We start from the raw sequence: 14238 nt of genomic DNA on the forward strand, positions 1-14238 counted from the left end.
CTACAATCGATCTTTCTTTTTGTAGAATAAAATACTAAATAACAGCATGATAATTACGGTAAATATACAACTTAAAACAATGCTAAGTAATGTATATTGAATATGCTGAAGTGAGAAAGATTCCAGTAGATATAGGAATGTATGATGAATCAATGTACCAAAAAAGATAAAGGAAAAAAACCACCTCACATTCATCAATCCCAACATTGGTGTAAGAAAAGATTCACGTTCCTCTACTTCGAGTGTAATCTTCATAAAGAAAATGCGGAAGGCTGCCAATGCCACACAAGCGGCGGTATTGACGCCAAGTGTATCGTAAAACGAATCTACGGTCAGTCCCGTTAAAAAAGCAATCAGGTAAACTAGAAAATTAGGCGTCCCTGTTGGCAGTAAAAAGATAAATAGAATATAGGGAAATGCCGCAGCCAGATTGTAATAACCAATATTTTGGAATAAAAATACTTGCATCCCGATCAGGACGATAAATCGAATGATATTAAATATTAGAATCCTAGCCATTGTCCTTAGTCGATTCCTCCAAAGTTTTTAATTCTTTACTTAATAAATCCTTTACTACATATACGTGTTGTAGATTAGAAAAATTGGTGCTTAAAAGCAGTCGTAGATCCAAAAATGCATCTCCAGAAGAGATCCCGGTTTGAATAACCGTTCCGACAAAAATACCTTTCGGAAAATGGCCGGAATAGCCTGAGGTATAGACTTTATCTCCTTTGTTTACTTTGATATGATTAGGGATTTCTTTAACTGTTGCTGCACGATAATCGATATTGTTGCCCCAGACCAGCGATCCAAAAACTTCACTATGCCCCAAGGTGACAGAAATACGAGTGTCAGGATGTAATAATGATTGTACCGTAGAAAAATTTGGCGAAACGTTTAATACAATACCAACAACGCCATTCGGGGCAATGACACCCATTCCTTTCTCTATACCATCTTTGCTGCCCTTATCCAATGTAATCGTATTGGCTTTTTGATGAATACTATTGTTGATTACATTCGCAACAATAAATTGGTAACGCCCAAATTCGCTACTATCTATGACCGGTACGGGGCCAATTTTGATACTATCTGTCGATTTGTATGCCTGAAGGTCTTTCCGCAATTGCGCATTTTCTTTGGCCAAAGCATCATTAGTCTCATCCAGATGTAAGTAACTTTTCCAGGAGTTTACTTTTGCATATAAGCTACCGATCACACGGTTGGAAGAGTTTAATACAGAATTGCGTTGAAACGAATTGTTGGTAATAATCAAAAATAACGAGAATCCAAAAAATAGGATAAACCAAAAGAATGCATTGTATCGTCTCAGGAATAACCAAAGGTTTCTCATTTTTTATCGTGGGTATTTATAATAAGCAAGCGATATAATAATTTTGCATATTATATCGCTCTTTAATAAAATCTTGTTAATTATCGAACGTTAATTACTGCATCAAGAATTTGAATCGGCCAATATTTTTAAGCGCAATACCAGTACCCCTGACAACGGCACGAAGCGGATCTTCGGCGATATGTACAGGAAGCTTCGTTTTTGCTTGAATACGACGATCTAAACCACGTAATAAGGCCCCCCCCCCTGTAAGGTAGATACCTGTTTGGTAAATATCGGCAGATAGCTCCGGCGGAGTAATTTCAAGTGCTTTTAAGATAGCTTCTTCGATTTTAGAAATTGATTTGTCCAAACAATGGGCAATTTCTGTATATGAAACAGTGATCTGTTTAGGAACACCGGTCATCAAGTCACGACCCTGTACGGCAAAATCAGCAGGAGGTTCCTGCAACTCCGGAAGTGCAGCACCTACTTCAATCTTGATCTTCTCTGCTGTACGTTCACCGATCATGATGTTATGTTGTCTACGGATGTATTGAACAATGTCGGAGTCAAAGTTATCACCTGCCACACGGATGGATTGATCACATACAATACCAGACAGCGCGATAACAGCAATTTCTGTCGTCCCCCCACCGATATCTATAATCATGTTCCCCATTGGTTCTTCTACATCAATACCGATACCTACAGCAGCAGCCATTGGTTCATGAATTAAATAGACTTCTTTCGCACCCGCAATTTCTGCAGAATCACGTACAGCTCTTTTTTCTACTTCCGTGATGCCCGATGGAATACAAACAACCATACGTAGCGATGGGAAAAACCAACTCTTACCATTGTTAACTAATTTTACCATTCCTCTGATCAAATGTTCAGCAGCTGTAAAATCAGCAATTACTCCATCACGTAAAGGTCTTACTGTTTTTATATTGTCGTGTGTTTTACCTTCCATTTGCATGGCCTGTCGACCGATGGCAATCACTTTGTTTGTGGTGCGGTCAAATGCAACAATAGAAGGCTCATCCACTACTACCTTGTCGTTATGAATTATCAGGGTGTTCGCAGTACCCAAGTCAATCGCAACTTCTTGCGTAAACCAATTAAATAAGCCCATTTGCTAATCCTTAAGCTATTTTAAAATAATATGCAAACCTACACAAAAAAAATTAATCTTTTTGAGGTTCTACATCAAAAAAAACTATATTCTGCAAGTAAATTCTATCTGGAAAAAACTGTTCTTAAATTTAACGAATATAATCTACAATTGTTACTTCTTGCTTCAACTTATTTTTTGTTAGCTGCGATTTGCGGGGTGAAATAAACATGTGTTTTTGAAATCTTTGCCAGCTGATATAAGCGCGTGCATGTTGTGGATGATAGGTGACGGTCTTACGAAAGGAAATAGCCAAGGGATGAATGCGGATTTTTTTTTTTCGAACAAGTTTCCATTGCTTGGAAGTGGGATAAGGAAGAAAAACGAATGCCATTATTAAATAAAATAATGGCATTCGTTTTTGATTAAAGAACAGGTTAATCCTGTTCTTACGAATTTATTTATTGTCTCTATTGTACCGTTTTAGTTTGTTCTTCTGGAGCCGGCTTGTTGAATTTATGGAAGATTAAACGAACACCACTATTTTTAGTGAAAAACTTGACCGACCAGTTGACAAATGTGATCAACTTATTTCTAAACCCATAAATAGACATTAAGTGAACAAACATCCAAGTCATCCATCCAAAGAAACCACTGAAATGAATCTTACCCATGTCGACAACCGCCTTGTTACGTCCTACGGTAGCCATTGATCCCTTGTCAAAATAACTGAATTTTTCAGTAGGTTGATTGGACATTGTTTGAAGGATATGTTTCGCTACATATCCGCCCTGCTGCTGTGCTACTGGTGCGACGCCCGGTAGGCCCCGCGGTAGGTCTTCTGTAATAAATGCAGATACGTCACCAATGGCATACACACCTGGCATGTCAATTACACGACATTGATCATCTGTTTGAATACGATTGCCACGTTGGATGACCTCTTTTTTGAATCCATCCGGATATTGGCCAGCAACGCCGGCACCCCAAATAACTGTTTTTGTTTCAATGCTTCTGCCGTCAGCGAAAGTAATAGCTTTACCGTCGTATCCAGTTACCTGTACATTTAATAATACTTCAACGCCTAAATCTTTCAGATATTTCTCGGAGTTTTTTGACGCTTTTTCGGATAGGTTGGCCAATACTTTTGGTAGACCTTCTACAAGGTAAACAGACATTTCTGATTTATTCAATTCAGGATAGTCTTTTTCCAAAACATTATTCTTAATTTCTGCAATAGCACCAGAAAGTTCTACCCCTGTAGGGCCACCACCAACGATTACAAAGTTTAAATTTGGCTTACGATCTTCGGGATTCGTGATCATGACAGCCTCTTCAAGGTTTTGAAGAACGTAACTTCGTATATTAAGTGCCTCTTGAATGTTTTTCATTGGCAGGGCATATTTGGTGATCTGCTGATTGCCGAAAAAATTTGTCGTTGCACCCGTGGCCACAACCAAATAGTCATAGTCGAAATCTCCAATATCAGTCTTAACAACTTTAGCCTCATTGTCGATGCTTTTTACGTCGGCAAGTCTAAAATGGAAGTTATCCTGATTTTTGAACATTTTTCGGACCGGGAAGGAAATGGAGTCCGCGGAAAGAGTACCCGTAGCAACTTGGTACATTAATGGTTGGAAGGTGTGAAAATTGTTTCTATCCAATAAGAGAACTTCAACTTCCTTATTTTTAAGCTTTTTAGCAACTTCAATTCCTCCAAATCCAGCACCAATAATGATTACTCTGGGGAATTTTCTATTTGAACTATTGCTTGGCATATTTTTAATAGTTTGTTGTAAAAATTCGTACAATCGAATTAAGCTGCAAATATCTTAAATTTTGAGCCAAAAAGCTAAAAAATATTTATTTATTATGGCAATACGTTGTGAAATTTATCGTTACAAGGCTAATTCCTTTAATAAAATATTTTGTAGTGTTTTGGTTTTAAGTGTTTTACAGCTCAAAAGGTGATCTAAAAAAACTTGTATAGCTAACAAAGTCATTGTGTATTTTGTACACAATGACTTTGTTATTGCAACGAACCTTTTAGTCTGATTTTCATACCGTTGTTATTCGGATGAAGACGAAGTTGACAGGCCAGTCGACTTTGCTCGTCAGCATCAGGTAAGGTGTCGAGCATATCCAATTCCTGATCGCTGGCTTCCGAAAGATTTTCTATGCCTTCAACGACTTCAATATGGCATGTGGCGCAGAGTGCCATGCCACCGCAGGTAGCCAGTATGTCGTATTCAGATGCTTTTAGAATTTCCATTAGTGATAGATTGATATCTGTCGGGACATCAATTCTGTTTTCTGTGCCATCACGATCGATAACGGTTACTTGAATCAAATTATCTTCCATCACTAAAATGTATTTATACCGTTAACGGTTGTATATTTAAAGCTCAATTTTTGATCAGGATAAACAAACTTAAAAGCACTTTGGCACATCAAGGCGGCTTCGTGATATCCACATAAGATCAGTTTAAGCTTGCCCGGGTAGGTGTTGATATCACCAATAGCGTAGATGCGTTCAACGTTGGTGGAATAATCAAAGGTATTTACTTCAATCGCGTTTTTATCGATACTTAGTCCCCAGTCAGCAATAGGTCCAAGTTTGGGCGTCAAGCCATATAATGGAATAAAATAATCGGCTTCGACTGCTGTCGTTTCTTTCTCTTTATTTACCGTTTCAATCGCAGTGAGGGTTCCATTGCCGTGTATATTGCTCAAATTATGAGACAGGAGTAAATTGATCTTTCCTTCTTGCGCCAATTTAAAAACTTTTTCAGCAGAATCCGGTGCACCGCGGAAAGAGTCGCTCCGGTGAATAAGTGTAACTTGTTGTGCAATATCAGCCAAATGATAAGTCCAATCCAGTGCGGAATCACCTCCGCCAGCAATAACAATCCGTTTGTTCTTGTATTTTGCAGGATCTTTAACCATATAATCTACGCCTTTGCCTTCATAAAGATGCAGGTTGTGGATTTCAGGTTTGCGGGGTTCAAAGCAACCAAGTCCCCCTGCAATGACAATCACTTGTGCATGCACTTTCGTATTGTCACCTGTGGAAATAATAAAAGAGCCATCATCCTGTTTTTCGATCTGTTCGACACGCTCACCTAACGTAAATGTAGGTGCAAAAGGCTTTATTTGTTCAAGTTGATTATCGATGAGCTCCTGCGCTGTAATGCTCGGGTAACCTGGTATATCATAAATTGGCTTATGGGGATATATTTCGGATAATTGGCCGCCAACTTGAGGTAAAACATCAATCAGGTGGCACCTCATTTTTAGAAGTCCAGCTTCAAATACAGCAAATAATCCTACTGGTCCAGCACCGATGATGCAAATGTCAGTATTTGTCATAGCTATGATATATTTAAATTGTTATAAATCGTGTTTAATATTCTCGTAAAATCCTCGAAATCTTTTTCCGTCAGTTTCTCCCATGCTTTCATCCTGATTTCTGCAACGATAGGGGACAGGGAGGCAACCTTAAGTTTCCCCTCTTCCGTCAAATGAAGATAGAGACTCCGGCGGTCTGTCTCATCAATGACACGCTCGGCCAAACCTTTCTTCAGTAGAATATCCACGATACGCGTCAATGTGGGCTGGTCTTTGCCACATCGTCTGGCTAATTCTTTCTGCGATAGCTGTTCGGTTTCGTAGAGTGCCTTTAAGACAGCCCATTGATCCACTGTAATGTCAAATCCCTTTTCCGTAAAAGACGATTGTGCAAATTGTTTTACCTTCTTGGCGGTTTGATCCAAGATGAAGGAATAACGGTCGAATTTTTCGTTTAGCATACAAATATTTAGTATGACAAATATATTTAAAATATTTAGTGCAACAAGTAATTTGAATGCAATAAAAAAGGCGTTCAAAAACTTGAACGCCTCTCCTTGATATTTTTAATCTTATTATGGTCTGACTACTTCAGCTTTTTTTGCAGCATTACCTTCAGCTAAGTGCTTTCCTTTACGTAGGTCGTATACGGAAGGCGCAGCCAGGATAATGGAAGAATAGGTACCAACAATAACACCGATTAAGATCGCGAACGAGAATCCACGGATAACCTCACCACCAAAGATGAACAAGACCGCAAGAACGAAAACGATCGTCAATGAAGTAATGATTGTTCTGCTCAGGGTCGAGTTGATTGCGTGATTGACAACATCGCCAAGATCTTCGTTATGTGCATTCGGTTTGGATACGAACTCTCTCAAGCGGTCAAATACAACCACGGTATCATTCACCGAGTATGCGATTACTGTTAAGATGGCCGCCACAAAGTGTTGGTCAATATCCAATGAGAATGGGACAATACCATCCAATAGGGAGAATAAACCTAATAGAATAATGGCATCGTGGATGGTTGCAATAGCTGCACCCACAGAGTATTCCCATTTGCGGAAACGGATTAAGATATAAGCCGCTACGATGATAATGGAGAAGATTGCCGAGCTAGTTGCTCTTGATTTGATATCAGATGCAATACTCGGTCCTACTTTTTGTGAGGACAGGATTTCATGTTTGTTGGAAGCATCTACTTTAGATAGCCCCTGGTTCAATTTATCCAATACTTCTTTATCAGCCGCATCGGAAGTTTCTTCGATATGATATGTTGTTGTCACACGAAGTTGGTTGGATGCACCAAATACTTTTACTTCCGTTGTTTTTTGGAAGATATCATCCAAACTGGTACGTACAGCTTCCGGATCAACTGGTTTATCGTAACGAACGGTATAGGTACGTCCACCCTGGAAATCTACACCCAAACTGAAACCTTTTGTGAAAATTGAAGCTGCGGAAATTAAGACCGCTACAACAGAGATTGCATAGAATACTTTACGTTTTTGAACGAATTTGAAGTTTGCATTATGCAAGGTGTTTGCAGACCAAGGGAAAGATACTTTAATTTTGATATCTCTTTCCAGCATCCATTCAAAAATAACACGTGTTACAAGTATTGCTGTAAATAATGATGTGATAATACCCACCATCAATGTTGTTGCGAAACCTAAAATTGGACCACTACCAAACAAGAATAAGATGATACCGATCAAGAAGGTCGTGATCTGAGAATCCAAGATAGATGGTAAAGCGTGTTTGTAACCATCTGCAACCGCCTGGCGGATTGATTTTCCTAAACCAAGTTCCTCACGGATACGTTCATAGATCAGTACGTTTGCATCGACGGCGGTACCCATTGTCAATACGATACCGGCAATACCTGGTAAAGTCAGTACGGCATTGAGTGAGGCTAATACCCCCATGATAATGAATACGTTCAACAATACAGCAATGTTAGCCACAATACCTGCAGTGTTGTAGTACGCAATCATGAAGATCATCACCACGATAATACCGATGACCGCTGAGTTGATACCTGCATCAATCGCTGCTTGTCCCAATGTAGGACCTACGATCGCTTCTTCAACGATTTTCGCTGTAGTCGGAAGACGACCAGCTTTCAATACGTTTGCCAAATCTTTTGTATCCTCTACTGTAAATGAACCGGAGATTGATGAACTACCGTTTGGAATTTCACCATTAACAGAAGGAGCAGAATAAACGACATTGTCCAATACAATAGCGATAGCATCTCTATTTTGAGCAGCTTTTGCTGTGATTTTTTTCCATTCACGCGCACCTTCACTATTCATTTGCATCCCAACAACAGGTTGGTTTTTCTCATCAAAGTTGGCATTTGCATCAGTGATGACGTCACCTGTCAATACAGCACCATTATCCGCCCCTACTGCTTTGATCGCATATAGGGAAAGTTGCTCTGGTGTTTTTTGCTCTGGTTTTACAGCCCATAAAAGCTTTAAGTTACCTGGAAGAATTGATTTTACTTCTGGGCGTTGCAAATAAGCATTTACTTTAGCGGTATCTTTCAATGAAGCAATACCAACCATAGCACCGGGCATAAGTGCCATTTGCTGGTTTTCGCCCATATAAACTGCTGGGCGTAATACTTCAAATAATGGGTTTTTCTGACCTAGATTAAGTGCTGCGCTGTCTTTCTTAGCTTTCGTGTCCTTCTGTCCAGTCAAGTTAGACAATAGATCATCTGCCTTTTTACTGGTATCTGCAACTGCGGTTGGCGCTGTAGAACTCGCTTTTAAAGTAGTTGCTAATGTTCTGTCAATATTTTCTAATACAGGATAGACTTCTTGATTGGTGTAGGTCTCATAGAACTCCAATTTCGCCGAACCTTGCAGGAGGTTACGAACACGGCTTTCGTCTTTTACACCTGGCAGCTCAACTAAGATACGGTTTGTACCTTGTTGAATCTGGATGTTTGGCGAAGCTACTCCGAATTTATCAATACGTGTACGTAGTACTTTGTACGAATTTTGAATGGCGTTATCAGCTTCTTTTTGGAGGAATGATTCAACTTTTGAATCAGAATCACCTGGTTTAATTAATGAAGCATTGTCTTTTGTCGAAAAGAACGTCGAAAGCGGGGTGGAAGCTCCAATGGATTTGTATTCTTCCATAAACAAAGCTACGACCGTTTTTGGACTAGTTTTGCTCTTTACTACTGCTTGCTCCAACGCTTTATTGAATTTCTCATCTTTTGGATTGTTGGCCAGATTACGGATCAACTCATCCAATGAGATCTCCATCGTAACGTTCATACCACCTTTCAAATCCAATCCTAAAGCCAGTTCATTTGCTTTTGCTTCCCTATAGGTGTATTTCGCAAAACCTAAATTGTACACTACTTCACCTGCCATCGAGTCTAGATAGCTCTTCTCTTTTGCCAAATCACCTTTGGCAAAATTTTCAGCATCTTGCTCCACCTTGCGGGTCACCCAAGTAAATGATAGGGAGTATAGACACGCTAATGACACCACTATCACTAAAAGTTTAATCAGCCCTTTACCTTGCATCGTCTGTTATTAATTGTATTAATTTTAATGTTAAATACTGTTTATGTAATTGATAATTAGTTCTTGATTAATCACACTTTACCAAGAATGGCAAAGGTATAAAATTTTTGTAGAATGAAAAGCTTTATTTATGCCATTTAGGTTAAAGGCATAAAATTAGAAGAATTGCTGAAAAAAAGAAATATTTTAGGGATTTATTTTATATAAAAAAAGGTCCTGCTTGTTTTAGAGCAGGACCTTTTTTTATAATTTTTAATACTATCTCAATGTATATTTAATACCAAATGAGAAGGTTGAAGCATCAAAATCACTGTTGTGGTTCAATCTCCAATCTGGTTTCCAGTCTGCGTGAAATCCGATTGGGGCGGCAGGGATTTTAAATTCTAAACCCAATTGTGGTCTTAAACCAACAAGAGTGATATCGTCATTTCCAGCGTCAAGAAATGTCAATTGCGCACCAACACCCGCATACCATCCTAGTCCGTTTACACCTCGGAATGGTCTAGCGTATTGGTAATCAGCACCTACAGCAACAACGTTGTCATCAAACATCACTTGCGCTTGACCATTGTTTGTTCCGCCAAAAGATTGTTTGTATTGAACCCCCCAAAGGTCACCACCAGTACCATCAAAAACAACACCGATAGCAGCGCGTTGTGGTGATTGTGCTTTTGCTTCGTTTGCGCCGAAAGCTAATGCTGCAACAGCAGCTAATGAGAGTAATGTCTTTTTCATAATTATCTTTTCTTTATATTTTCATTAATTAAAATTACTTTTCGTGTTATCAAAAGCAAATAGCTTGCCAAAAAAAAAGAGCAATGCGCTAAAACGGACAATGGTATCAATTCATAATTGTTCTAATTTGTCTATGGATTGTAATTTGTGTATTTTATTTTTTAATATTGCTTATTTTTCTTAAATTTGCCTGGCAAATAGAAAACCCAATACATATTTGCCATGCAATTAGATCCACAAAAATTCGTAGCAGAAGGTCTCACTTACGATGACGTCTTATTAATTCCAGCTTATTCTGAAATTTTACCACGTGACGTTGATACGAGTACCGCACTGACAAAAAAAATCAAATTAAATATTCCATTGGTTTCAGCAGCAATGGATACGGTAACTGGTGCTGATTTAGCAATTGCGATCGCGCAAGCGGGCGGTATTGGTATGTTACATAAGAACATGACGATTGCAGAACAAGCTGCTGAAGTGCGCAAAGTGAAGCGTTCAGAAAGCGGTATGATCCAAGATCCGGTTACATTGTTAGCCTCTGCTACCGTTGGTGATGCCTTTAATATTATGAAGGAACATAAGATCGGAGGGATTCCAGTGGTCAATGAAAAAGGTCAATTAGTGGGTATCGTAACCAACCGTGATCTTCGTTTTCAAAAAGATATGAGCCGTCCAATCAATGAGCTCATGACGAAAGATAATCTTGTCGTTGCTCCCGAAGGTACAGATTTGGTGAAAGCGGAGGAAATTCTTCAGAATGAGAAAATCGAAAAACTTCCAGTTGTCAACAACGAAGGAATCTTGAAAGGTCTGATCACCTTTAAAGATATCCAAAAATATAAGCATTATCCGAATGCGGCCAAAGATAGCCATGGGCGTTTATTGGTAGGAGCGGCAGTTGGCGTAACTCCAGATACATTGGATCGGGTTGAAGCGTTAGTGAAAGCCGGAGTAGATGTCATAACCATTGATACTGCACATGGGCACTCTAAGGGGGTAATTGATAAATTGAAATTGGTAAAATCCACCTTTCCTGAATTGCAGGTGATCGTCGGGAATATTGCGACAGGTGCAGCGGCAACGGCATTAGCCGAAGCTGGTGCTGATGCCGTAAAAGTAGGTATCGGGCCTGGGTCGATCTGTACAACCCGTATTATTGCTGGTGTGGGAGTTCCACAACTTTATGCGGTGTATGAAGTTGCTAAAGCGCTTAAGGGAACTGGAGTGCCATTGATCGCTGATGGTGGTATCAAACAAACTGGTGATATCGCAAAGGCTATTGCTGCTGGAGCAAGCACGATTATGGCTGGTTCTTTATTTGCTGGAGTAGAAGAGGCTCCGGGCGAGACAATTATTTACGAAGGCCGTAAATTTAAATCATATCGTGGTATGGGATCTATTGAAGCAATGGAAAAAGGTTCTAAGGACCGCTATTTCCAAGATGTAGAAGATGATATCAAAAAGTTGGTTCCAGAAGGAATTGTAGGGCGTGTTCCTTACAAAGGCACATTAGCTGAAGTCGTATATCAGTATATCGGCGGATTGCGTGCATCAATGGGTTATTGCGGTGCTGCTACAATTGAAAAATTACAGGAAGCCCAATTTGTTCGTATTACAGGTGCTGGCTTGAGAGAATCTCATCCACATAATATCTCTATTACGAAAGAGTCTCCAAACTATAATAGTAGAAATTAAACATAAGTGAATAGCAAAAAAATCCGATGATTTCGAATTGTCGGATTTTTTTGTGCAAAAATATTGGCGTGATAGCCCTAGTGATCGGGAGGAAATTTGTACTTTTATACCCTATTCTCAGGTTTTAAAATTTAAGGAGTTAATTTGGATTATTTAGCGGGTTTAAACCCTTCACAACGAGGAGCCGTAGAGCAAACAGAAGGCCCTGTCATGATTGTTGCAGGAGCTGGTTCAGGAAAAACACGGGTAATTACTTATCGTGTCGCACATTTGATTCAAAAAGGCGTTGATCCATTCAATATCTTGGTATTGACATTTACGAATAAAGCGGCCAAGGAGATGCGCGCGCGTATTGTTTCTGTTGTAGGAAGCGAAGCGAAAAATATTTGGATGGGAACATTCCACTCCGTATTCGCAAAAATACTTCGGGTAGAGGCGGAAATGATAGGATACCCTCGGAATTTTACCATCTACGATACTGACGATACCAAAAGCTTGCTGCGTGCCATTCTAAAGGAGATGAACCTGGATGATAAATTATACAATGTCAATCATGTCTACGGAAGGATATCACAAGCGAAGAATAACCTGATATCCCCCCAGGAATACAATAAAAATGAGGCGATATTAGCCGAGGATATTTCAAATGGACGTGGGCAATTGGGACAGATTTACATGACTTACGCACAACGCTGTTATCGCGCTGGTGCCATGGATTTTGATGATCTCCTGTTCAAGACTAACGTTTTATTGAACAAGCATCCGGAGGTATTGCACAAATACCAACATCAATTTCGTTACCTGATGGTCGATGAGTATCAGGATACTAACTTTTCCCAGTATCTAATCGTAAAACGATTGGCCGCTGTCAATGAAAATATCTGTGTGGTTGGTGATGATGCACAGTCAATTTATGCTTTTCGGGGAGCCAATATTCAGAATATCCTGAATTTCCAGAAGGATTACCCAGATGTGAAGATCTTCAAATTAGAGCAAAATTATAGATCCACCAAAATGATTGTCAACGCGGCAAACTCAGTGATCGCCAATAATCAGAACCAGCTAGAAAAGAATGTTTTTTCGGATAACGAAGAAGGTGAAAAAATTAAGGTTTCACGTGCTTTTTCAGATAATGAAGAAGGAAAGATCGTTGCGGATCAGATTATTGAAGAAAAATCGTTAAAAGGACTCAATTACAAAGATTTTGCTATTCTTTATCGTACAAATGCCCAATCAAGGGCCATGGAGGAAGCCTTGCGCAAGATCAATATACCTTATAAAATCTATGGTGGAACCTCTTTCTATCAAAGAAAGGAAATTAAAGATCTGATCGCTTATTTTCGGCTAACCTTTAATCCCAATGATGAAGAAGCCTTAAAACGTGTTATTAATTATCCTCGTCGGGGGATCGGAGACACGACCATAGAAAAGATTATGATTGCTGCCGATCAGAATCAATACCGTATTTGGGATGTTGTCGCAAATGCTGCTCAGTTTTTGGACGGGCGCAGTGCGACTTCCGTTGGTGGATTTGCGCAAATGGTACAAAGTTTTCAGGCCTTAGCAAAAAATAATAATGCATTTGATACTGCTATGCATATTGCACAGCATTGTGGTATCTTGAAAGAACTCTACGAGGATAAATCTGTCGAAGGATTGGCTCGTTATGAAAATATTCAGGAGCTACTCAATGGTATCAAAGAATTTTCTGAGCGGGAAGATATTGAAGACCGTGGTCTTGATATTTATATGCAGGACATTGCTTTATTGACCAATGATGATAACGATAAGGACCCAAATGCAGATACGGTTTCGTTGATGACCATACACTCATCCAAAGGACTTGAATTTCCGGTAGTTTTTATCGTAGGTTTGGAAGAAAACCTTTTTCCATCTCAGTTATCCTTGAATTCTAGATCAGAATTAGAGGAGGAACGAAGACTTTTTTACGTTGCTGTTACCAGAGCTGAAAAAAAATTACTACTTTCGTATGCTACTTCGCGATATCGTTGGGGAACGTTGAATAATTGCGAACCCAGTCGTTTTTTGGATGAATTGAATCCTGCTTGTCTTGCACTGGATTTTAAACCACGACAAACTTCCGCCTCAGCCGGCAGTTTTCAAGGCGAACGAATTGCATGGCAACAAAAGGACAGTGATGATACGTTTTCTAAACCTAAGCCAAAAGCGATGGTTAAAACAACGTCTATACTGCCCAAAGCCCACAAACCTACTGCGGGTTTTGCTCCTTCTGACACGTCAAATCTTCAAGTCGGCATGGAAGTTGAACATGAACGCTTTGGATTTGGTAAGGTTGTCAATCTAGAGGGGAACAAAGGAGATATAAAAGCAACTATTTTCTTTAAGGAGTTGGGACAGAAACAATTGTTGCTTAAATTTGCAAAACTTAGAATAATTCAATAATAAAATACCAAAACGAGATCTTAACC

Annotated in this window: 12 protein-coding genes; 2 read left to right on the plus strand and 10 right to left on the minus strand. The window is 39.4% G+C overall.

Features of this window, described 5'->3' with window-relative positions; genetic code table 11:
• The 10 genes from B4A24_RS23535 to B4A24_RS23580 form a co-directional block, all read right to left on the minus strand.
• Window positions 1-519, minus strand: a complete 519-nt coding sequence (locus tag B4A24_RS23535) for a rod shape-determining protein MreD (RefSeq protein ID WP_172395869.1) — start codon at window positions 517-519, stop codon at window positions 1-3.
• Window positions 512-1354 carry a rod shape-determining protein MreC gene (mreC, locus tag B4A24_RS23540; protein WP_293947367.1) on the minus strand — a complete coding sequence of 281 codons (843 nt, stop codon included), beginning with the start codon at window positions 1352-1354 and terminating at the stop codon, window positions 512-514. The genes B4A24_RS23535 and mreC overlap by 8 nt, the downstream gene beginning before the upstream one ends.
• 94 nt (window positions 1355-1448) lie before the next feature.
• Complete coding sequence (locus tag B4A24_RS23545; protein ID WP_028071379.1) at window positions 1449-2471, minus strand: rod shape-determining protein; 1023 nt, start codon at window positions 2469-2471, stop codon at window positions 1449-1451.
• Between the two features lie 130 nt (window positions 2472-2601).
• On the minus strand, window positions 2602-2844 hold the full coding sequence (locus tag B4A24_RS23550) for a hypothetical protein (RefSeq protein ID WP_293947368.1): 243 nt from the start codon (window positions 2842-2844) through the stop codon (window positions 2602-2604).
• 76 nt (window positions 2845-2920) lie between these two features.
• Window positions 2921-4228, minus strand: a complete 1308-nt coding sequence (locus B4A24_RS23555; RefSeq protein WP_293947369.1) for an NAD(P)/FAD-dependent oxidoreductase — start codon at window positions 4226-4228, stop codon at window positions 2921-2923.
• 251 nt (window positions 4229-4479) lie between these two features.
• Window positions 4480-4812: a 2Fe-2S iron-sulfur cluster-binding protein gene (locus tag B4A24_RS23560; RefSeq protein ID WP_216660837.1), complete on the minus strand. Its 333-nt coding sequence runs from the start codon at window positions 4810-4812 to the stop codon at window positions 4480-4482.
• A gap of 2 nt (window positions 4813-4814) precedes the next feature.
• Window positions 4815-5819, minus strand: a complete 1005-nt coding sequence (locus tag B4A24_RS23565; RefSeq protein WP_293947370.1) for an NAD(P)/FAD-dependent oxidoreductase — start codon at window positions 5817-5819, stop codon at window positions 4815-4817.
• Window positions 5820-5821: 2 nt separating this feature from the next.
• Window positions 5822-6259, minus strand: a complete 438-nt coding sequence (locus B4A24_RS23570) for a MarR family winged helix-turn-helix transcriptional regulator (RefSeq protein WP_293947371.1) — start codon at window positions 6257-6259, stop codon at window positions 5822-5824.
• A 114-nt stretch (window positions 6260-6373) separates the two neighbouring features.
• A complete protein-coding gene (gene secDF, locus B4A24_RS23575) occupies window positions 6374-9355 on the minus strand; it encodes a protein translocase subunit SecDF (RefSeq protein WP_293947372.1) in 2982 nt (993 codons plus the stop codon).
• 258 nt (window positions 9356-9613) lie between these two features.
• Window positions 9614-10090, minus strand: a complete 477-nt coding sequence (locus tag B4A24_RS23580) for a hypothetical protein (protein WP_293947373.1) — start codon at window positions 10088-10090, stop codon at window positions 9614-9616.
• Window positions 10091-10312: 222 nt separating this feature from the next.
• Between B4A24_RS23580 and guaB the strand changes: the two genes are divergently transcribed.
• Together guaB and B4A24_RS23590 are read left to right on the plus strand one after the other, a co-directional pair.
• On the plus strand, window positions 10313-11788 hold the full coding sequence (guaB, locus tag B4A24_RS23585; protein ID WP_293947374.1) for an IMP dehydrogenase: 1476 nt from the start codon (window positions 10313-10315) through the stop codon (window positions 11786-11788).
• A gap of 144 nt (window positions 11789-11932) precedes the next feature.
• Window positions 11933-14212 (plus strand): ATP-dependent helicase, encoded by a 2280-nt coding sequence (locus B4A24_RS23590; protein WP_172395879.1) that lies wholly within the window; start codon window positions 11933-11935, stop codon window positions 14210-14212.
• The last annotated feature ends 26 nt before the right edge of the window (window positions 14213-14238 follow it).

Source organism: Sphingobacterium sp. UBA7249 (assembly GCF_002472835.1).
Classification (GTDB): Bacteria; Bacteroidota; Bacteroidia; order Sphingobacteriales; family Sphingobacteriaceae; genus Sphingobacterium; species Sphingobacterium prati.

Coding starts and splice junctions, on each gene's coding strand:
- B4A24_RS23535 (WP_172395869.1), bottom strand. CDS start 519: ATGGCTAGGATTCTAATATTTAATATCATTCGATTTATCGTCCTGATC.
- mreC (WP_293947367.1), bottom strand. CDS start 1,354: ATGAGAAACCTTTGGTTATTCCTGAGACGATACAATGCATTCTTTTGG.
- B4A24_RS23545 (WP_028071379.1), bottom strand. CDS start 2,471: ATGGGCTTATTTAATTGGTTTACGCAAGAAGTTGCGATTGACTTGGGT.
- B4A24_RS23550 (WP_293947368.1), bottom strand. CDS start 2,844: ATGGCATTCGTTTTTCTTCCTTATCCCACTTCCAAGCAATGGAAACTT.
- B4A24_RS23555 (WP_293947369.1), bottom strand. CDS start 4,228: ATGCCAAGCAATAGTTCAAATAGAAAATTCCCCAGAGTAATCATTATT.
- B4A24_RS23560 (WP_216660837.1), bottom strand. CDS start 4,812: ATGGAAGATAATTTGATTCAAGTAACCGTTATCGATCGTGATGGCACA.
- B4A24_RS23565 (WP_293947370.1), bottom strand. CDS start 5,819: ATGACAAATACTGACATTTGCATCATCGGTGCTGGACCAGTAGGATTA.
- B4A24_RS23570 (WP_293947371.1), bottom strand. CDS start 6,259: ATGCTAAACGAAAAATTCGACCGTTATTCCTTCATCTTGGATCAAACC.
- secDF (WP_293947372.1), bottom strand. CDS start 9,355: ATGCAAGGTAAAGGGCTGATTAAACTTTTAGTGATAGTGGTGTCATTA.
- B4A24_RS23580 (WP_293947373.1), bottom strand. CDS start 10,090: ATGAAAAAGACATTACTCTCATTAGCTGCTGTTGCAGCATTAGCTTTC.
- guaB (WP_293947374.1), top strand. CDS start 10,313: ATGCAATTAGATCCACAAAAATTCGTAGCAGAAGGTCTCACTTACGAT.